General features: G+C 63.2%; 16 protein-coding genes. 5 read left to right on the top strand and 11 right to left on the bottom strand.

Features of this window, described 5'->3' with window-relative positions:
* Positions 1–2: 2 nt before the first annotated feature.
* The 3 genes from ACU4IU_RS02450 to ACU4IU_RS02440 are packed head-to-tail and all read left to right on the top strand — an operon-like array spanning position 3 to position 4,024.
* Positions 3–1,136, top strand: coding sequence for a metallophosphoesterase family protein (locus ACU4IU_RS02450; protein ID WP_446655812.1), 1,134 nt, complete (start codon positions 3–5; stop codon positions 1,134–1,136).
* Positions 1,133–3,736 (top strand): ATP-binding protein, encoded by a 2,604-nt coding sequence (locus ACU4IU_RS02445; RefSeq protein ID WP_446655811.1) that lies wholly within the window; start codon positions 1,133–1,135, stop codon positions 3,734–3,736. The genes ACU4IU_RS02450 and ACU4IU_RS02445 overlap by 4 nt, the downstream gene beginning before the upstream one ends.
* 54 nt (positions 3,737–3,790) lie before the next feature.
* The gene (locus ACU4IU_RS02440; protein WP_446655810.1) at positions 3,791–4,024 is read left to right on the top strand and encodes a hypothetical protein; all 234 of its coding nucleotides are present in this window, start codon (positions 3,791–3,793) and stop codon (positions 4,022–4,024) included.
* 99 nt (positions 4,025–4,123) lie between these two features.
* On the opposite strand, the gene ACU4IU_RS02435 is transcribed toward ACU4IU_RS02440, so the two are convergent.
* From ACU4IU_RS02435 to ACU4IU_RS02420, 4 genes are all read right to left on the bottom strand, one after another.
* Complete coding sequence (locus tag ACU4IU_RS02435; protein WP_446655809.1) at positions 4,124–5,842, bottom strand: class I adenylate-forming enzyme family protein; 1,719 nt, start codon at positions 5,840–5,842, stop codon at positions 4,124–4,126.
* Between the two features lie 85 nt (positions 5,843–5,927).
* The gene (locus ACU4IU_RS02430) at positions 5,928–7,133 is read right to left on the bottom strand and encodes an acyl-CoA dehydrogenase family protein (RefSeq protein ID WP_139469620.1); all 1,206 of its coding nucleotides are present in this window, start codon (positions 7,131–7,133) and stop codon (positions 5,928–5,930) included.
* An 82-nt stretch (positions 7,134–7,215) separates the two neighbouring features.
* Complete coding sequence (locus ACU4IU_RS02425; protein WP_446655808.1) at positions 7,216–8,010, bottom strand: SDR family oxidoreductase; 795 nt, start codon at positions 8,008–8,010, stop codon at positions 7,216–7,218.
* Complete coding sequence (locus tag ACU4IU_RS02420) at positions 8,007–9,029, bottom strand: phosphotransferase family protein (protein ID WP_446655807.1); 1,023 nt, start codon at positions 9,027–9,029, stop codon at positions 8,007–8,009. The genes ACU4IU_RS02425 and ACU4IU_RS02420 overlap by 4 nt, the downstream gene beginning before the upstream one ends.
* 176 nt (positions 9,030–9,205) lie before the next feature.
* Here ACU4IU_RS02420 and ACU4IU_RS02415 point away from each other — a divergent pair, with 176 nt between their 5' ends.
* Complete coding sequence (locus ACU4IU_RS02415) at positions 9,206–10,177, top strand: NADPH:quinone oxidoreductase family protein (protein WP_139469617.1); 972 nt, start codon at positions 9,206–9,208, stop codon at positions 10,175–10,177.
* A gap of 12 nt (positions 10,178–10,189) precedes the next feature.
* Here ACU4IU_RS02415 and ACU4IU_RS02410 read toward each other — a convergent pair whose 3' ends face one another.
* Complete coding sequence (locus tag ACU4IU_RS02410) at positions 10,190–11,356, bottom strand: acyl-CoA dehydrogenase family protein (protein ID WP_139907414.1); 1,167 nt, start codon at positions 11,354–11,356, stop codon at positions 10,190–10,192.
* Positions 11,357–11,586: 230 nt separating this feature from the next.
* Here ACU4IU_RS02410 and ACU4IU_RS02405 point away from each other — a divergent pair, with 230 nt between their 5' ends.
* Complete coding sequence (locus ACU4IU_RS02405) at positions 11,587–12,231, top strand: TetR/AcrR family transcriptional regulator (RefSeq protein ID WP_446655806.1); 645 nt, start codon at positions 11,587–11,589, stop codon at positions 12,229–12,231.
* 42 nt (positions 12,232–12,273) lie between these two features.
* On the opposite strand, the gene ACU4IU_RS02400 is transcribed toward ACU4IU_RS02405, so the two are convergent.
* The 6 genes from ACU4IU_RS02400 to pdxA all read right to left on the bottom strand — a co-directional run bounded on the left by ACU4IU_RS02400 (position 12,274) and on the right by pdxA (position 20,363).
* Positions 12,274–13,890 (bottom strand): NERD domain-containing protein, encoded by a 1,617-nt coding sequence (locus ACU4IU_RS02400; RefSeq protein WP_446655805.1) that lies wholly within the window; start codon positions 13,888–13,890, stop codon positions 12,274–12,276.
* Positions 13,891–14,021: 131 nt separating this feature from the next.
* Entirely contained in the window at positions 14,022–15,404 is a 1,383-nt protein-coding gene (locus ACU4IU_RS02395) for an MFS transporter (protein ID WP_420097183.1), read from the bottom strand.
* Positions 15,405–15,706: 302 nt separating this feature from the next.
* Positions 15,707–16,552 (bottom strand): transporter substrate-binding domain-containing protein, encoded by an 846-nt coding sequence (locus ACU4IU_RS02390; RefSeq protein ID WP_446655804.1) that lies wholly within the window; start codon positions 16,550–16,552, stop codon positions 15,707–15,709.
* A 352-nt stretch (positions 16,553–16,904) separates the two neighbouring features.
* Positions 16,905–18,362, bottom strand: a complete 1,458-nt coding sequence (locus ACU4IU_RS02385) for an amino acid permease (protein WP_446655803.1) — start codon at positions 18,360–18,362, stop codon at positions 16,905–16,907.
* Between the two features lie 162 nt (positions 18,363–18,524).
* Entirely contained in the window at positions 18,525–19,250 is a 726-nt protein-coding gene (locus tag ACU4IU_RS02380) for a DeoR/GlpR family DNA-binding transcription regulator (RefSeq protein ID WP_139469611.1), read from the bottom strand.
* Between the two features lie 66 nt (positions 19,251–19,316).
* Positions 19,317–20,363, bottom strand: a complete 1,047-nt coding sequence (gene pdxA, locus ACU4IU_RS02375) for a 4-hydroxythreonine-4-phosphate dehydrogenase PdxA (RefSeq protein ID WP_446655802.1) — start codon at positions 20,361–20,363, stop codon at positions 19,317–19,319.
* Between the last annotated feature and the right edge of the window lie 59 nt (positions 20,364–20,422).

Genomic DNA, 20,422 nt, shown 5'->3' with positions numbered 1-20,422 from the left:
AGATGAGATTCATCGCCACGGGGGACTGGCAGCTCGGCATGACCGCGCACTACCTCAGCGACGAGGCCCGGCCCAGGTTCCACCGCGCCCGCCTCGACGCCGTTGCCCGCATCGGAGCGCTCGCCGCCGAGACGGGCGCGGAGTTCGTCCTCGTCTGCGGGGACGTGTTCGAAACCAACCAGCTCGACCGCGCGATCATCGCCCGGACTTTCGAAGTCCTCAACGCTTTCACCGTGCCGGTCGTGCTGCTTCCCGGCAACCATGACCCCTTGGACGCCGCATCGATCTATGACTCCCCGGCCTTCTCCTCACGGGTGCCCTCGCATGTGCATGTCCTGCGCGGCAGCGACCCGTTCACCGTCGTTTCCGGGGTCGAGATCATCGGCGCCCCCTGGTCTTCCAAACATCCTCAAGGGGATCTCGTCGCCACAGCGACGAAAGACCTCGCCGAGGTGGCTGCCGGTGATATCCGGATCATCGCCGGCCACGGAGCCGTGAGCGTCCTCGACCCGGATCGGGAATCGCTGGCTACCATCGACACCGACCATCTGCAGGCACTGCTGCGCGACGACCAGGCCCAGTTCGTCGCGCTCGGCGACCGGCACGCGACCTTCGAGGTCGCCGACCGCATCTGGTATCCGGGAGCACCGGAAGTGACCTCTCGGCGGGAGACCGATCCGGGCAACGTGCTCCTCGTCGACATCGATGCCGACACCCACCGGGCCGAGGTCGAGAAGGTCCACGTCGGCACATGGGCATTCACAGTCATCGAAGCCGACCTCAACTCCGCCGAGGATGTCGCCGATTTCGAAGAGCGGATGAATGCCGTTCCCGACAAGGACCGCACGGCGGTGTGGCTGATCCTGCGCGGCACTCTGCCGACGGCGGCGAAGGCCCGACTCGACGAACAGCTCGACCACTTCTCCGACCTGTTCGCGCTCGTCTCACTCTGGGAGCGTCACATGGACCTGGCCGTCGTCGCTGCGGACGACGACTTCGCCGATCTCGGACTGAGCGGATACCTGCAGGAGACTCTTGACGAACTCTCCGCACGTGCCACCGCAGACGACGACTCAGCAGTCACGGCCCAAGACGCACTCGGTCTGCTCTACCGATTCGCCAGGAGCGGCTCATGAGACTCCATTCCATCCGCCTCATCGACTACCGCGCGATCAGCGACGCCACCGTCGACTTCAGCTCCGGGGTGACGATCGTCGAAGGCCCGAACGAGGTCGGGAAGTCCTCGATCCATCAGGCCATCACGCAGCTGCGCGAGGACAAGGACAGCTCCCGCAAGGCCAGCGTCAAAGACACCCAACCGGTCGGTTCCGACGTCGGTCCGCAAGTCGAACTGCACCTGAGCACCGGGGACTACGAACTCCGATACCGCAAACGCTGGATCAAACAGCCCTTCACCGAGCTGAGCATTCTCAACCCTGTCCCCCAACAGCTCAGCGGCAGCGAAGCACATGAGCGGTTCTTGGCGATCCTCGACGAAACCGTCGATGTCGACCTGCTCGACGCTCTCGACGTCGCTCAGGGCCGGAGCCTCGACCAGGCTTCCCTGGCCGAGATCAAGGCACTGCACGGTGCTCTGGGCGAGGCCGGGAAGGAACCGGCTGACCACGATGCCTTCCTCGAAAGAGTCGAAACCGAATTCCTGAGGTTCTTCACGGCAAAGGGCAAGGAGACGGGTGAGCTGCGAAGGCTCACCGAAGAACTCCCCGGCGCCGAAGAGCAGCATCGTGAACTGAAGGCTCGCAGCGCCGATATGGACGGGCTCGTCGACCGGCATGCTCGAGCAGCCGAGCGGCTGACGAATGGGCGTACTCAGCTGGCATCGGCCGTGACCGAACGCGAAGAGGCTGAACAGGCTGTGCAGTCCGTGTCCGGGCTCAAGACCGAACTCGATCGAGCTCTCGAACGCGCGGGCGTCGCACAGAGAGAACGTCAGCGTGCCGAGGAGGCGCGAGACCGACGTCAGGCACTCATCACCGAGGTCACCGCGGCCGAAGAGTCGGTGAAGACTGCCGACGATGCACTCAAGACGGTCACGACCGCACAGCAGGAAGAGGACTCGTCTCTCGCCGAGGCGCAGAAGGGCCTCGAGGCCAAACAGGCCGCACTCCTCACCGCTCAGGATGAAGCGAAGACCGCAGCCGCCGATCTCGCTCGGGCCCGCGCACGCAGAGAGGTCGACACTCTGCGGAAGAGGCTGGCCGACATCCGCGACCAGGAACGCAGAGCAGCCGAGGCGAAAGCGACGATCGGGTCGATCACCGTGACCGCGAAAGACGTGGAGAAACTCGGAGGACTGTTCACCGAGCTGCGCATTGCGCAGAACGCGAAGACCGCGGCCGCCGCACAGATCGTCGCCCGCCGCCTCGGCGATACCGCCGTGAGCATCGACGGAACCGATGTGCCCAAGGGGTCCGCCGAGGAATTCGCCGTCACCTCGGACCTGCAGATCCTCGTCGACTCCGTCGTCGACATCACTGTGCGACCGGGACAGTCACCAGCCGAACTCGACCGGGCCCTCGACTCCGCGCAGACCTTTCTCGACGCGGAACTCGACCGGCTCGGCGTGACCTCCCTAGAACAGGCAAGCGAACGCTGCGAGGTGCGCACCGATGCCGAGGCCGTGCTGGCCGAAGCCTCATCGACTCTGCGGGTGCTCATCGGCGACGACGACCGCGACGGACTCGATGCCGCGCTCACCCGAGCCGAACACGTGGCGGGGGACCCCGCTGATACGAGCGGAACCGCCGCATCGATCGACGACCTCGAAGCACGAGTCGAATCGACGTCAGCAGCCGTCGACGATGCGACCGCACAAGTCGAGACGGCCAGAACCACGCTCGAACGCATTCGCACCGACCGGGATGAGGCACGTGTGGCAGCCGTGCGTGCACAGTCGACGCGCGAACAGGCGGCGACGACGCTGCAGAACCTCAGCACCCGCCTGAGCACGGACAGGGAAGCGAACTCCGATGAGTCCCTCGACGAAGCACTGACCGCTGCCACGGCGACACTGACACAGGCTGAGGACGAAGCCGCTGCCGCACGCTCCGCATACGAGGCCGCCGATCCGGAGACTCTCGAGATGCGACTGCAGAACGCTCTCCAGCTCGTCGACAGCAAACAGAAGCAGCAGGAGAAGGACCGGCAGGAGGTCGATCAGCTCGCGGCTCTCATCGATGACCGTGCGGCCGAGGGCATCTACGACAAGCTCAAAGCTGCAGAGCAGAACGTGGAATCCATTCGGTCGAAGCAGGCTCGCATGCAGCGGCAGGCAAATGCGATCCGACTGCTGCGCGACACCGTGCTCGCACACAAGGAAGAGGCTCAGCGGAGGTACGTCGCCCCGTTCAAGGAGGCGATCGAGAAGCTGGGTCGGGTGATCTTCGGTCAGGGACTGTCGGTGGAGATCTCCGAGAACCTCGAAATCGTCTCCCGCACGCTCGACGGACGCACCGTGGCCTTCGACGCGCTCTCGGGTGGGACGAAGGAACAGTTGGCGCTCATCGGCCGACTCGCCGTCGCCACCCTCGTCGATGCGGAAGCCGGAGCACCGGTCATCCTCGACGATGCCTTCGGCTTCTCCGATGAGCAGCGCCTGGCCGCCCTCAACGTCATCCTCGGCAATGTCGGCCGCACGGCTCAGGTCATTCTGCTCACCTGTCAGCCCGACCGCTTCGCCTCCATCGGCGGCGCCGAAACCGTCAGCCTGGGCTGAACCTCGGCGTCCAGTCTCGGCGTCGACAAGGAAGCATGCGTTAACCTGGGGGTCATGAGCGAGAAGACCTATGCCGATGAAGTCATCGTCCGCTGCTCCGGCGGCGGGTACTACCGCACTCGCTGGATTCCGCTGGTGTCATTCAAATCCATCCGCTTCGGTGCGTATCGCTTCCAATATTGCCCGGTCCACGGCCGATGGGAGATGGCAGGCATTGTCGAGGACGACGAACAGACTCCGGAGATTATCAGCGAGGCAGACAAGTATCCGGCATCGCGCGTCCCCTGACGGACGCTGACGTGACCCGAATGATCGAGTTGCGGACGATCCGTGTCGAATTCTGCTCAGAATCCGGCACGGACCGTTCGCGACTCGAGGCAGCTGCCTTCAGTCGGCGGGAGCGGCCGCCCGCTTCGCCGCCTGCGCGGCTTCGACGGCATCGGCGCGGATGGTCCGTCGCAGGATCTTACCGGAACTCGTCTTCGGCAGCTGATCGATGAACGTCACCTGGTGCGGAGCCTTATAGGAAGCGAGCTTCTGCCGGCAGAATGACATGATCTCCTCAGCGGTCGCCTCGGTGCCGGGCTGCAGCGTGACGAAAGCCGACACATCCTCGCCGCGGTAGTCATCGGGGATGCCCACGACAGCTGCCTCCTGGATGGCCGGGTGCATGTAGAGCACATCCTCGACTTCCCGCGGCCAGACCTTGAAGCCGGAGGCATTGATCATGTCCTTCTTCCGGTCGACGATGAACAGCCACCCGTCTTCATTCATGAACCCGACATCGCCGGTGTGCAGCTCGCCGTTGGGGATCTGCTCCGCGGTGGCCTGCGGGTTGTTGAGGTAACTGGAGACCACCTGCGGTCCGGAGATCGCAACCTCTCCGACCTCCCCGGGGCCCATGGGCTGACCGTGGTCATCGAGGATGCGGATCATCACATCAGGCTGCGGCAGACCGCAGGCGAGGTTCCCGCTGTCCGGGTCGACCGGGGCTTGGAATCCATGCGGCACGGTGGCGACCTGGGCGCAGGTCTCCGACAGGCCGTAGCCCTGACCGACATAGATATCGGCACGCTCTTCGAATTTGTTGACCAGTCCTTCCGGCAGCGGTGCACCGCCGGACATGAGGGATTTGAAGGATGCGAACTTCTCGGCGCTGAAGTCGGGGTGCGCCATCATCGCCGTATATATCGTGGCCGGGCCGGCCATGTACGCAGGCTTCTGCCGATCACATAGAGCGATGAGCGAACCGGGTTCGAAACGATAGTTCAGGATGAGCCGGGCACCACCGGCCACGGCCGCAAGGAACTGGCAGATGAATCCGGTGATGTGGAACAGGGGAGCCAGTGAGACGTAGCCGTCGCCGGGACCCAGGATCGGGTTGCGCAGGCAGTAGCGCGAGTTGCTCGAGATATTCGCATGAGTCGCTGCCGCTCCCTTCGACCGTCCCGAGGTGCCGGACGTGTAGGCGATGAGACCGAGGTCCGACGGAGCAGGGGAGTACGGGGTGAAGTCGGTATCGAGGTTGTCCTCCACCGCCTCTGCGAACGCAAAACGTCCTTCGGCCGGCGGCAGGTCCTCGAAGCGCGGCAGCTTGTCGAACATCGCATAGATCGCATCAGGGCCATCCGTCTGGAAGCTCCGGTCATCACTGAGCACAACCAGCGGCAGGTCCGAGGTATAGTCCTTGACCCGGTCGAGATAGGCAGCCTGAGAGACGATGAGTCCCTTGACCTCGGAGTCGGCGAAGATGTGCTCGAGCTCGCCGCGGTACATGGGGTTGAGGGGGACGACGGTGCCTCCGGCTTTCCAGACCCCATAGGTGGAGATCACGAACGCGGGGGTGTTCTGATCATAGATGCCGACACGGTCGCCGGACTTGATCCCGTGGGCCGAGAGGAAAGCAGCGAAAGCTGTCGACCACCGGTCGAACTCCGCCCAGGTCAGGGTGAATCCGTAGTAGTTGATGCCTTCCTCGTCGCCACGGGCGTCGACTGTTGCAGCCAGGTCGGCCAAGGGCGTGGAATCCGGCAGCACATAGGGCTCCTGAGCGAGATCGCCCAAAGTGGTGATCCATGGGCGATCCTCAAACCAATTGTTCGTCATTGAACATCCTTTCGCAGGCGGTGCCGGACCCGTGCACACTGCTGCGGGCCCGGTGGGGTCTCACTGTATCGCGGAAGAGCCGACCTCAGCCGCGGTATTTCCTGATCTCATTGCGGGCGATGGAGCGCTTGTGCACTTCATCCGGTCCATCGGCCAGACGCAGGGTGCGCATATGCGCCCACATCCGGGCCAGTGGGAAGTCCTCGGTGACTCCGCCGCCGCCGTGGACCTGAACCGCCCGATCGATGACCTTCAGCGCCATCGTCGGTGCGACGACCTTGATCTCAGCGATCTCGTTCTTCGCCACCTTGTTGCCGTACTTGTCCATCATGTCCGCGGCGTGCAGGGTCAGCAACCGAGCCTGATCGATCTCGATCCGGGACTCGGCGATCCAGTCTTGGATGTTCGCCCGGTTCGACAGCTTCTCACCGAAAGTCACGCGAGATTCTGCGCGCTTGACCATGAGTTCGAGCGCGCGCTCGGCGGCTCCGATGGCACGCATGCAGTGGTGGATGCGGCCCGGGCCCAGTCGCGCCTGACTGATGGCGAAGCCTTCGCCCTCGCCCTTGAGAATGTCCTTGAACGGCACGAGCACGTTCTCGAAGATGATCTCGGCATGGCCCTCCCGGTCGGCGTAGCCGTATACGGGCAGGTTGCGCACCACGGTGACTCCGGCGGCATCGATCGGCACGACGAGCATCGACTGCTGACGGTGCACCTCGGCGGTGGGATCGGTCTTGCCCATGACGATGAGCACCCGGCAGTTCGGGTGCATCGCGTTCGACGCAAACCACTTGCGGCCGTTGAGCACGAATCCGTCGTCGGTGCGCTCCATGCTCATCTCGACGTTCGTCGCATCGGAGCTGGCCACGGCCGGCTCGGTCATGGCGAAGGCCGAAGCGATCTCACCCTCGAGCAGGGGCCCCAGGTACTTCTCCTTGTGCTCATCCGTGCCGAAGACCGTGAAGACCTCCATATTGCCGGTGTCCGGTGCATTGCAGTTGATCGCTTCGGGGGCGATCTCCAGGCTGCGCCCGGTGATCTCGGCCAATGGAGCGTATTCGAGGTTCGTCAGCCCGGGTCCCCATTCCGGGTGCGGGTGGAAGAGGTTCCACAGGCCCTGCTTCTTCGCTTCGGCTTTGAGGTCTTCGAGGATCTGCGGCTGTGTGTGGGGGCTGGCCGCCGCGGCCATCTGCTCGGCGTAGACCGGCTCGGCCGGGTAGACGAATTCGTCCATGAAGGCGTTCAGACGCTCCTGATACTCGCGTCCGCGTTCGCTGGTTTCCAACACGTGGGCTCCTTGCTTCTCGGTGGGTCTCACACTGCTGTGAGGTCTGGTCTCGGGTGAGTCTCACTCGGTGGTGGGATCGGTGTCACTGTTCGCTGAGTCGGGCTTGGTATCGGGACATTCCGCGCAGCCAGCGGTCGTAGTCGCTGCCTTTCATCCGGTACATCTCGAGGACTTCGGGGTGCGGCAGGATGAGGAACTGCTCGTTCTCGACGGCGTCGAGGACGATGGCGGCCACCTCGGCGGGTTCCAGGACGGTTCCGGCTGAGGTCACGGCCTTCTGGGCGGCGCCGCCGGCGGATCCGGCGTCGTCGAGCAGATTCGTGTTCACTCCCATCGGGCAGACCACCGAGGCGCGGATTCCGTCATCGCGATAGGTCATGGCCAACCATTCCGCGAATCCGACTGACGCATGCTTGGTCACCGAATACGCGGCCGAGCCGATCTGCGTGAGCAGTCCTGCCGCCGAGGCGGTGGCGACGAAACACCCGGAACCGACCTCCTGCCAGCGGGGGACGAGTGCCTGCGCGGCGCGGATATGGGCGCGCATGTTGACGTCGATGATCGCGTCCCAGTCGGCGTCGGAGTCTCCGAGCATCGCCGGACCGATGATTCCGGCATTGGCGAAGTACAGATCGATCCCGCCGAGGCGGTCGTCGGCAGAATCGATGAGCGCACCGATTCCTTCGACCGATGACACGTCCCCCGTCCACGCGAATGCCGAGGTGCCGAGTTCGGCGGCGGTGTCGACGACCGTGGGGGAGAGGTCCGCGAGAACGACTGACGCACCGCGTTCGATGAGCTCGGCGGCCAAGGCGGCGCCGATTCCACCGGCGGCCCCGGTGACCACTGCACGTTTGCCAGCCAGGGATGAGGTCATGATCTCTCCAACAGGTCGAGGGCTTGGCGAGCGAGGTCTTCGACCCCGGCTCCGGCCTCTTCCGGGTCGAGATCGAGGTCGCCCATCTTGCCAGTCGCCAGTCGTGTGTAGACGCCTTCACGGATACAGGCCAGTTTCCACATCGCGAACGCCGAGTAGTAGCTGACATCGTGGACTTCGTGCCCGCTGACTTCCTGATAGCGGTCGATGAGTTCGTCTGTGGTGGGGAAACCGTCGTCGGCTCGGGGCACCCAGATGCTGGTGTACTGTTCGGGCACCGTGAGCATGGCGACGAAATAGCCGAGGTCGGTGAGCACCTCGCCGATGGCTGTCAGCTCCCAGTCGACGACGGCGTTGACCGACCCCGAAGGGGCGAAGATCATATTGTTCGGTTTGAAGTCCCCGTGTGCGATTCCCACGGGCGAGCCCGCAGGGTCGGGCATGGCCTCCCGGAGGACATCGTGGACCTCGTGGATGATCGGAGTCTCGCGCATCGCGATCTTCTCGACCTGCCCGATCCAACGACGCAGCTGCCGGTCGATGAGTCCGCCGGGTCGACGCAGATCGGACAATCCGACAGCATCGACGTCGACGGAATGGATCGCCGCCAGCGCGTCGACCATGCCGAATGCACAGTCGCGGCGGTTCTCAGGTGGGATGGACTCCCACTCGGTGGGAGTGTTGATCGGGAATCCCGGGCAGTGGTCCATGAACACGAAGGGCACGTCGAGGACCTCGGGGTCGTCGACGATGTCGAGGACGGTCGGCACCGGAACGTCACTGTCATTGAGCGCTGCCATGATCCGGCCCTCGCGGGCGACATTGTGAGCGCTGCCGCCCTCGTGGCCCAGGGGAGGGCGGCGCAGGACCCAGCGTGGGTTGCCGTCGACGAGGATGGTGAACGTCAGATTCGACCGACCGACTGACATCACTTCGACGTCGAAATCGCTGATCCCGAATCTCCGCGCAATCCATCTGCCGATGCTGTCCGCATCGAACCCTGCCGGTGATTGTGTCATCCTTGACCTTCCCGAGTGAACAGTCGTTCAGTAGAGTTCACAGTATTCATCCCGAGCGGGGGAGTCAAGCCGTGAAAGTGATCACGGTCATAGCCGCTCGGTGTGATAGAGGTGAGAAGACCGCCGACACCGGAGCTCGAGTGTTCCGTGTGCGTCACAACGATAGCGAGGAAACAATGAAAGCCATTCGCGTCACCGCTCTGACCGGCCCCGATGATGTGGAGCATCTCGATGTGGAGCGCCCGTCGCCGGGGCCGGGCCAGGTGCTCATCAAGGTCGCATATGCCGGCGTGACGTTCCCCGAAGTCCTGCAGACTCGCGGAATGTACCAGGTCAAGCACGACCTGCCCTTCACTCTGGGTTCCGAGGCCTCCGGCGTCGTCGCCGAGGTGGGTCCGGACTCCCGCTACTCCGTCGGGGACCGCGTTGCTGCGATCACCGGAAAGGGTACCTTCGCCGAATACCTCGTCGCCGGTGACGAGGCCACCGTGAAGGTTCCGGATTCGGTTTCCTTGGCCGATGCCGCAGGCATGCCGATGAACGTGCTCACCGCTGACTTCGCACTGCGGGTGCGCGCGAATGCCCAGCCTGGCCAGAGCCTCCTCGTCCACGGAGCCGCAGGCGGTCTCGGTTCGGCCGCAGTGCAGCTGGGTCTGGCGATGGGCCTCGAAGTCATCGCCGTCGTCTCGACCCAGGCGAAGGCTGAAGCGGTTCGCGAGATCGGCGCCACGCATGTCGTCCTCGCCGACGGCTTCAAGGACGCGGCGAAGGAGATCTGTCCGGGCGGCGTCGATTTCGTCTTCGACCCCGTCGGCGGCGACCGATTCACCGATTCGACACGAGTGCTCGCGCCGTTCGGTCGGCTTCTCGTTCTCGGCTTCACTGCCGGTGAAATCCCCTCGATCAAGGTCAATCGCCTGTTGCTGAAGAACATCTCTGTCGACGGCGTCGCTTGGGGCGCGGCGGCCTGGGGTCACCCGAACTTCATCCACGAGCAGTGGGACGTCGTCCTCGGGCACGTTGCCGCAGGTGACCTCAACCCGCGCATCCACGCGAACTACCCGCTGACCGAGGCTGCCTCGGCGATCAAGGAGCTCGACGGCCGTTCCGTGATGGGAAAGGTCGTTCTCGAAGTCGCGGGAGAGTAGCCGCGGGCGTTATCACCTCTTGCGGTTGCGCTTGGCGATATCGCGTCCGATGAGTTCCTTCATCACCTCGTTCGCTCCGCCGAAGATTGCCTGGATGCGGTTGTCCTTGTAGGCGCGAGCGATGGGGAACTCGAGCATATAGCCGTAGCCGCCGAAGAGCTGCAGGCAGCGATTGACGACCTCGATCTCGAGGTCCGAGCCCAAGTACTTCGCCTTGGCGGCGTCGACCGCGGTGAGTTCGCCTTCGTTGAGAGCCAGGGCACAGCGGTCGACGAACGCCTCCAGGGCGTCTACGCGGGTTTCGAGCTCGGCGAGTTCGAAACGAGTGTTCTGGAAGTCGCCGATGGTCTGACCGAAAGCGGGGCGGTCGAAGACGTATTCGGCCGTCCATGCCAGCGCTGCCCGCGCCGATGCCAGGGTTCCCGATCCGATGAGGAGGCGTTCGGTGGGGAGGTTGACCATGAGGTGGATGAACCCCTGATCGAGTTCGCCGAGGAGGGCATCGGCCGGCACCCGGACATCGGTGAACGAGAGTTCGGCGGTGTCCTGGGCGTCCAGGCCGAGCTTTTTCAGTTTGCGGCCCTTCTCGAACCCAGGTGTGCCTGCCTCGACGATGAACAGCGAAGTGCCTTGAGACGCCTTCGCCTCCGGGTTCGTGCGGGCGACGACGATGACGAAATCACAGTGGATGCCGTTGGTGATGAAGGTCTTGGCGCCGTTGATGATCCAATCGTCGCCGTCGCGGACAGCCTTCGTGGTGATGCCCTGCAGATCCGAACCGGCATCCGGTTCGGTCATGGCGATCGCCCCGATCATCGCGCCCGAGGTCAGTCCAGTCAGATACTTCTGTTTCTGCGCCCGAGTGCCCAACTCCATGAGATAGCCGGGGACGATTCCGTCTGAGACGCCCCAGCCGCTCGTGGCCGCACCGACACCACGGCGGGCGATCTCTTCGGCTCGCACCATCTCGAACCGGAAGTCGGAGACGCCGCCACCGCCGAACTCCTCGGGGATGGCCAGGCCGATGATGCCCGACTGCGCTGCCTTGCGCCACATCTCCCGATCGACGAGGTGGTTCTCCTCCCAATCCTCGAAGTGGGGGACGACTTCGCGGTCGAGGAACGCAGCGACCGATCCTCGGAATGCCTCGTGATCCTCGTTGTACAGATTCCTCTTCATCGATTGCGTCCTCTTCTCAAGCAGTGGTTGTCGCTGGGCGGGTAGGCAGGCCGGTCTTCGGGCCGAGGCGATGATGTGTGCTCGGTCACTGAGCGTGCGTTCAGTCTGGCATCCGCCTGAAAAACAGTCAATACAGACTGGATCTGTGAGATAGTCGGAAGCAGCCCGTTTCGACCGCAGTTCTGCGGTGTCGAACAGCTCCAGAACGGAACACGGCAGAAGGGGATGCGATGGATGCCGGCAACCAGGCCGAACGCACTGCGCGCTCACGCGACCTCATCCTCGATGCCACGATCGAATGCCTGCTGCGCGAAGGATATGCGGCGACGACGACGGTGAGAGTCCAATCGATCGCGGGGGTGACTAGGGGGCGTCTGCTCCACCACTTTCCCTCAAAGCAGGATCTGCTCACGGCCGCAGTCAGCCGCCTCGGCGAACAGAGACTCAGCCGACGGCTGGAGGACCAGGACGACGAATTCGGTCGGATACTGGAAACGGAACGACCCGACGCCGCCGACGCCGAGGCCAGAAGCGATTGGACGATTCGGACCCTGTGGACGGGGCTGATGCACGGCAGCTTCTTCTCTGCCCTCGAACTGTGGACGGCTTCGCGCACCGACGACGAACTGGCCGGGAACGTCCGTGAGCACGAGAGGATCGTCCTCGAACGCGTCAGGGACAATGCCCGCGAGCTCTTCGGACCGGCGGTCACGCGGAACCCGGAGTTCGATGAGGTCTTCACGATGATCTTCGCGAGCATGCGCGGAATGGCCGTGACCTACATGTTTTCCCGACGTGACCCGCATCGGGAGCCGATGCTCACCACCTGGCAGCGGACCGCGCGAACCCTGCTCTTGGGTGCGGCGCCGGACTGACATCGCAGACCCACCGACGAAACCCGGTGAGAACCTGAGCGATCAGTTCCCGTAGATCTCGTCGAAGATGGTCAGGTCACCGACGACGATGAGCTTAGTCGTCGCTCTCGACATACTGACGTAGAGCATGTCGATGGCTCGCTGGGGGTCTCTGAACCCGTTGAGGCAGAGCACCACGGCGGGCCTTTCGAGTCCTTTGAAACCGAGCACATGCCCGTAGAAGACGTCCTCTTCAGCGAAGAACTGATCCCAGTAGGCTGCGATCCCCTCGCTCTCCACGATGTTCTTCTGCTCCGGATGCCTGGATCCGGTGGTCAGCAGTGCGACCTGGCCGGCGTTCCACCCGGCATCCATGAGTGCTTCGACCTGCCCATCTGCTTCGGCTACGGCATCCTCGAGGCCGACGTCGATCCACTCGATTTCGTCGCCGGGCCCGTTGCGTGCGATCGGCGGTTCCAACGCGAGGTCGGCGATTCCGGCGACGATCTGCGATGAATTGCGGAGATTCTCGTCGAGCTGGATGGGGTTCATCGTGATCGGTGATTCGCCGTGACGGTCGAAGATCCGTTGGCGCTCATCGGTGAAGACGTAGAGGGTGTCGGCAAGCTGATTGCGCAGGCAGGATTGGACGGCTTCCCACCACAGCAGGCTGAAGTCCTGGCCTTCGTCGATGACGATGGCGTCGAAGAGTCTCTTGCGCGGACGCTCGTCGGCGAGTTCCTTGAGCATCGTGGGCAGTCGCTGTTCCCAGTACTCCGAGTCGTCGTCGCTGCCGGTGGGCGCACCCCAGCTGATGGGCAGGTCGTGGAAGAGCCCGACGAACGCGGGCCGGTCGACTTCGGGCCATTGTGCGGTGAAGAGCTGGAGGAAGCGGCCGAGCCCGCGGGAATAGCACATGAGGGCGACCTTCTTCCCCTCCTGCGTCAGCGCTCTGGCCTTGAGCAGGGCCAGATAGGTCTTGCCCGATCCTGCACCGCCGCTGATCTCGGCACGATTCTGGTGGCGGAGGATGCGGATGAGCTTCGCCTGCTCACGGCTGAGTGCATCGGCTCGGTCAGAGATTTCGGAGGCTCTGAGCTTGAGATTCTCCACCGCCTGGTTGGTCCTGCGGAGGTTCTTCAGCACGAACTCGTGGCCGGCCGTGAGGTCGTGGCGTTCGGGGTCGAAGTCGAAGCGCAGCTGAGTGGCGATCTTCGATGCCAGGGAACCGATCTCGGTGCCGTCGACGAGCTGACGCCTCGGCGCGTCCGGCTGGTCCCAGTCGCTCGGCAGTTCCGTGTAGGGGAGGACCGCAAGGTGGCTGATCGGTCCGGGGAGGCGGGAGAGCCGCGGGCGCAGATAGTCCACGAGGGTGTGCTTGGCGATCATCGCCTGCTCGAGGGGAGAGGTGGGCAGTCGGTTTCGCTTTCCCTGGGCGCCGGAGGTGAACCAAGCGCCGTCGACGACGTCGACGCGTCCGCCTTTGACCTCGACGACGGCGATGCCGGCGCCCGGCCACAGGATGAGGAAATCGATCTCGACATCCTTGTCATCGCCGGTCAGTCGTTGACCATGGATGATCGCCGCTGCATCGGGCAGCTGCCGGCACAGAGCATTCCACACGAGCTCCTCGGCCGTGGACCCATTGAAATCTGGCTGTTCGGGAATCAACGTGACCATGATCCGAGACTAACCCAGACTCGGTCGCAGAAGACCGGCGACACTGCAACGGAAGTTCCGTTGCGGTGCCGCCGGCCATCCTTCTCGTGGCTGACGAGTCTCTCAGCCGTGGGCGTCAGCGTTGAGGATGATCATTTCGCGTCGTCGACGAGCTCCGATTCGTCCATGATGACTTCAGCACCTTCTTCAGGAAGGCCGCAGCCGCGCAGCGAGGCACCCTTTGTCTCCTTCATGAAGATGGTGGCGACGAAGCCGATCGTACAAGCGGCCATAACCAGGTAGGCGGGAATGATGTTGTTGCCCGTCGCACCGATGAGGCCACTGCTGATTGACGGAGCGGTGCCGCCGAACAGTGCGGTCGAGACGTTGTAAGAGATAGCGAAGCCGGCGAAGCGCACAGGTCCGGGGAACATCGCTGGGAAGGTCGCCGAGATGGTCGAGATCTGCGGGATGTAGAGGACACCGAGGACGGCCAGTCCGATGAGTGCCCACACGAAGCCGTTGGCCATGAGCATGAACATCGGAATCGCCGCGACGAAGAGTCCGATGAGAGAGAAGTACCAGACCGGCTTGCGCCCGACCTTGTCCGAAAGCATTCCTCCGAACGGGATGAGGATCATCATGAACGCCTGCGCAAGGAACATCACGGTCAGCGAGGCGTTCGCGCTCATGCCGACGGGATCCTGCAGGTACGTGGGCATGTAGGACAGCAGCGTGTAATTGACCACGTTGACCGCGACGACCATGCCGCCGAGGACGAGCAGCTGCTTCTTGTAATTCGCGAACAGGGTCGCGAAGACTTCCTTGACCGTCTTGTCGTTGTCGCCACTATCAAGTTCCTCATAGACGGGCGACTCGTCGAGCTGCGAGCGCAGGTACAGGCCGACGACGCCTAGAACACCGGCGAAGACGAACGGAATCCGCCATGCCCAGTCCGTCATCGTCTGTTCGCCGAGCCCGAGCTGCAGAAGGAGGACGAACAGCGAACCGGCCGCCATTCCGGCCAGAGTGCCGAATTCGAGGAAGCTGCCGAAGAATCCGCGCCGGTTGTCCGGGGCGTATTCGGCCATGAAAGTGGCGGCACCACCATACTCACCGCCTGAGGAGAAGCCCTGGATGACGCGGAGCAGAACGAGGATGATGGGTGCGGCGACGCCGATCGTGGCGTAGGACGGCAGCAGCGCGATGCAGAAGGTGGAACCGGCCATGAGCAGAATCGTCAGCGCCAGTACGCGTTTGCGGCCGAGGCGATCACCCATCGGGCCCCAGATGATTCCGCCGAGAGGGCGGAAGATGAAGGACACGGCGAATGTCAGCAGCGCCATCAGCTGAGCATGCTCGCCGGGGAAGAAGTGCTGAGCGAGATAGGTGACTGAGACGGCGTAAAGACCGTAGTCGAACCACTCCGTCGCATTGCCCAGGGCGGAGGCGGCGACGGCCTTGCGGACCGTCTTGAGATCGGGTTCGGGCGGGGAAGCAGGTGATGCGGATCCTGAGGTATCGGGGATGCTCATGAATTCCTCCAGTCATTCGGATCACAGTCGAAGTGATCCTTCTTTCGAACCGAAGCCACGTTACGAGCCTGTGCTCAGCTTCTCAATCGAAGAATCCTGTCAAATCATCGGCGTGTCATTAGGAGAATATTCGGTTCTGGTGCACCTGACCTGGAGGAACGTTCTGCGTCGCCAATATCGGCGCGGCAAGTCGTCTTCACAGGGAACAGTGAAGTTATCGTTATGGCAATCGGGTTGACAGAAAACTCAATCAATGACCGAATTTGTCTGTGCAAGCGAAAAGAGTAGTCTTCTCTTTCGAGCTATCCGAACCATTTCTTCTCGGCACCGGCATAGGTGCCGTCGTGCTGGGTGATGCGCAGCCAAGTGTTGAGGTATTCAAGCATCCGGTCGTCGCCTGAACGTATTGCATAGCCCTGTTCGCTGAAGTTCAAGGGTTTGTCCGGGTTGACGGCGCAGAGTTCCGGTTCTTCATGGGCTACCCACTTGGTCTCTGGTGCGTCGGTCACCATGACATCGGCCTTGCCTTTGATGATCTGGTCGAAGATCGTATTGTTGTCGTCCCATTTGATGACCTTGGCCTCGGGAAAGTGCTCCGCGGCGAACTCTTCGTTGGTGCCACCTTTTGGCGTGATGACTTCAACATCGTCATCGTTGATCTTGTCAATCGAGTCGTACTTGTCCACCTTCCCACACTGGGTGATGGGAGTCTTACCGTCCTGCGTGGTCGGATCCGACATATACAGTTGTGCGGCCCGCTCTGTAGTGATAGAGAGCCCTCCCATGCCTATGTCGCACGCGCCTTTTCGAATCTTAGATGGGAATTCGTCCCAGTCGATTCTGACGAATTCTGGTTTCGCGTCGAGGTCGTCGGCGAAAGTGCGACCCATGTCGACGTCAATGCCCGACCATTCCTTCGCCTTCGGGTCGAAATAGGTGAAAGGACGGTAGTCCCCGGTAGTACAGATCTTCACGACTCCCGACGATTCGATTCGGCTCAATGTCGGGGAAGATCCGTGCGACTCTGTCGGCTTCGGACCTTCGGCAGCATTCTGATCGGAATCGCCGGTTGACGTACACCCGGCAAGTGCAAGAGAGATCGCACAGACTCCAGCGATGGTGGGAGCGAATTTGCTTGTGAACTGCATGACTTCGATGTCCTAGGTGAGGCGGGCGCGTCGGTTCGCAGGATCGTGCGTGATTAGAGTCTAGCTCGATGCATCGGGGAGACGGGTTAGTCTATCTGCGGTCAGGAAGGCGACCGATCTCATCCGCATGGCAGTTCCCACCTCCGCCGATGCCGGTGCCCATAGCCGACGGCCGACGGCACCTGCACCGGCTCATCCGGTGGACGATACCCTCGTTTTTGCGCCGAGCGCCGTAGATCGGATCGAAAACGTCGAGATCAGATGAATGAGTGGAGGGACCGCGCATATGCACGGTCCCTCCACTCAATCGACTCAGGCCGAATGGCTCAGGTGTCAGAACGGTGGTGCTGGATCAGGATGCCGCAGATTCCTCTGCCGCGGCTGCTGCACGCTGATCCATCGCCGGAGACGTATCGATCCCGCGAGCGTTGAGACGCCGCTTGACCAACGGCCACACGGCGAAGAGCACCGCAGTGGCGACGAGACTCGTCCACACCTGCGCGCGGCCGTCTTCGCTGAGGAGCATGATGACGACGACGCCGATGACGACGATGATGAGGAAGATGTTGAGGATCGGCGTCAGCCACGACTTCAAGGTCAGAGCTTCTCGCTCGGCTGGGCTGAGTTTGAGACGCATGCGCCACTGGGCGAGGGCGATGAAGACATAGACGAAGAGGGCTACGAGACCGCCGGAGTTCATGATGAAGTCGAAGATCCCTGATGCCGGGACGGTGAAGTTGGCGACAACTGCCGCCAGTGCACCGAGGCTCGAAGCGATGAGAGCGGCCACTGGGACGTTCGTCTTCGAGCGCTTGCGGATGAGCGCGGGCGCATACCCTTTGTCGGCCAGGGAAGCGAACATGCGGGAGGCCGAATAGAGGCCGGAGTTGAGCACCGAGATGACGGCGGTGAAGAGGACGACCGTCATGATCGCCGAGGCGCCCGGCAGACCGAAGAGACCGTAGACATGAGCGAACGGAGCGATCGTATCGGGATCGGGCAGCTCATCCCAGGGAACCGCGGTGACGATGATGAGCACGCCGCCGACGAAGAACAACATGATCCGCCAGATGACGGTCCGAGTGGCCTGGTTGATGCCGCGAGCCGGATCGACCGACTCGGCCGATGCCATGACAGCGATCTCGGTGCCGAAGTAGCTGAAGATGACGGTGGCCACGCCGATCATCACGGCACTGAAGCCCATGGGCATGAAACCGCCGTGGTCCCACAGGTTGGATACGGAATTCGTCGCGTTGGGCCAGGCGCCGAACACGAAGAGTGCACCGACGATGAGGAAGACGACGATCGTGATGACCTTGATGCTCGCGAGCCAGAACTCGACCTCACCGAAGACGCGGACCGAGAGGACGTTCGTGCCGATGAAGACGATGACGAGGAGGAGGGACCAGAGCCAGGTGGGAATCGCGGGGAACCAGCCTGACATGATTCCGCCGCCGACGACCGCTTCATAGGCGATGACGCCGACCCAGAAGTACCAATACAGCCAGCCGACGAGGTAGGCGGCCCACCCGCCCAAGGACTCGTTCGCGTACTCCATAAAGGAGCCGACGGCAGGTCGTCGCGCCGACATCTCACCGAGCATCCGCATGGCGAGGAAGACGAGAAGTCCGCCGATGAGATAGGAGAGGATGGCAGCCGGTCCAGTCGAGCGGATGACGTTTCCGGATCCGACGAAGAGGCTTGCACCGATGATGCCGCCGAGCGTGATCATGGTGATGTGCCGGTTGCGCAGCTTGCCGCCCCCAGCGGCGTTGTCAGTGTCAGCACCCGAGTTGTGGGGTTCGCTCATAGAGCTTTCTCCTTGTGAGACCAGGGCTCGGATTTCGCACGAATGCCGAGCCTCCAGGCAGTCACTGTTGAAACTGCCTCCGGGATTCTACACAGAAGTCGCGAGAATCAGATGTCGTCGATCACACGGTGGTCGGCGAATGGAGTTGTCAGCGCAGTATTGTCAATCGTGCCGGTGGGACGCGTGCTCGTCGATCCACGTCCAGCCGGGCGGCATCGGTGCCCATGCGGCGACATCGCGGCCGGCTTTCGAGCTGTCGGCGAGGACGACGACTGCTCCGGCCCGCTCGGCGATGAGCTCTTTCGTGCGTGCTTCGTCGAGACTCGGTTCGCCGAGGCCCTGTGCCGGATCCACGGCATCGGCACCGAGGAATGCAATGTCGACATGGATGCGCGACAGCGCATGATCGGACAGCGCGCCGGTGGTGCCGTGCGACAGTGTCGAGACCTCGCCGCCGACCATGATCACTGTGGGGCCGGCGGGATGAGCCAAGGCCAGCGCGATCTCGAGACCGCGAGTGAACACGGTGAGCTCTTTGCGGTCCCTGATCCGCTCGGCCAAACGCACGGTCGTCGAACCCGCGTCGAGGAAGACGGTGCGCACTCGGGCGTCGTCGAGTCGTTCGAGCGCTCGTGCGGCGATCGTGTCCTTCGCCTCCGCCTGCTGCTCCATGCGCTCGCCCAAAGGCGGTTCGACATAGCCGGCGGCTGCGGCTCCGCCGATGGTGCGGATGATCTCGCCGTCTGCGGCCAACTCACGCAGGTCGCGGCGGATCGTCGATTCCGAGGTCTCGAGAGCCTCGGCCAGGCGAGGTATGCTCCACGAGCCGGTTTTGAGCAGGCCGAGAATGGCTTCGCGGCGGCGCTGAGTCCCTGAGCGGATCGCCATCTGTTCTCCCTCTCATTCGGCAGTGATCCGGCCGCAGCGACGCCGCGGCCGGAGATACGACTCAGCCTACTGCGGCAGGTACTCCGCGCGGATGCCGTCGACGAACGGAGCGTAGCCGATGGCCGCGCGGTAGGCCGAGCGCATGGTGCCCGCATCGGCGATTCCCTGACCGGCGATGTCGAAGGCGGTTCCGTGATCGACCGACGTGCGCAGGATCGGCAATCCGACGGTGACCGAGATGGTGCCGTCGAAGTCGAAGGTCTTCGATGCGATGTGCCCCTGATCGTGGTACTGAGAGAGGATTCCGTCATAGCGGCCGGTCAGCCCCTGGTGGAAGACGGAATCCGCCGGGATCGGTCCGGCGACTTCGAAGGCGCCACCCGCATTGACCTTCTCCACGGCCGGGCGGAGGATCTCGATCTCCTCGTCGCCGAAGGCGCCGTTCTCGCCACCGTGGGGGTTGAGAGCAGCGACGGCCAGTCTCGGCGAGGTGACGCCGTAGAGCTGGAGGGCACGATGGGCGCGTTCGATGGAGTCGACCTGAGTGTCCACGGTCAGGGCGTCGAGAGCCTTGCGCAGGGACATGTGGCGGGTGGCGAAGAAGATCTGGAGTTTGTGGTCGGGGACCTTCGTGTTCTCCACGACGAACATCGTGTCCTGCTTCGTCACTCCGGTCAGCTCACCGAGCATCTCGGTGTGCCCGAGGTGCTGCGAACCGGACTTCCATACGGCTTCCTTGTTGATGGGGCCGGTGACGATGCCGGCGACCTGCTGATCCATGGCCGCCTTGGTGGCGAGCTCGATCGCGGCCACCGAAGCCCTGCCGGCGCGGGCATCGACGACTCCCCAGTCAGGAAGGTCTTCCCCGAGAACGCCGATATCGAAGACGTCGATGACGCCTTCACCGGCTGACGGGGTCGACCAGTCGGAGATGGAGCGCAGTTCGACGTCGAGTCCGAGGACGTCGACGGCCCGTTTCATCACGGCCAGATCCGCCACAGCGATTCCATGCTGATCGTCTCTGCCGGCGAACTCCGCAAGCACCGTGGCGGTGATCTCCGGTCCGATTCCGACCGGGTCACCCACGGTCACGGCGAGTGCTGGTGCTGTCATTTCTGTCTCCTCAGATGGTTCGGATGGATGTCGGTGGGTGGGGTGCTGGGGTCGTCGTG

It is taken from the genome of Brevibacterium sp. CSND-B09, assembly GCF_052906525.1.
Note: the sequence above shows the minus strand (reverse complement) of the source record. Positions and strands in the feature narration are given on the sequence as shown.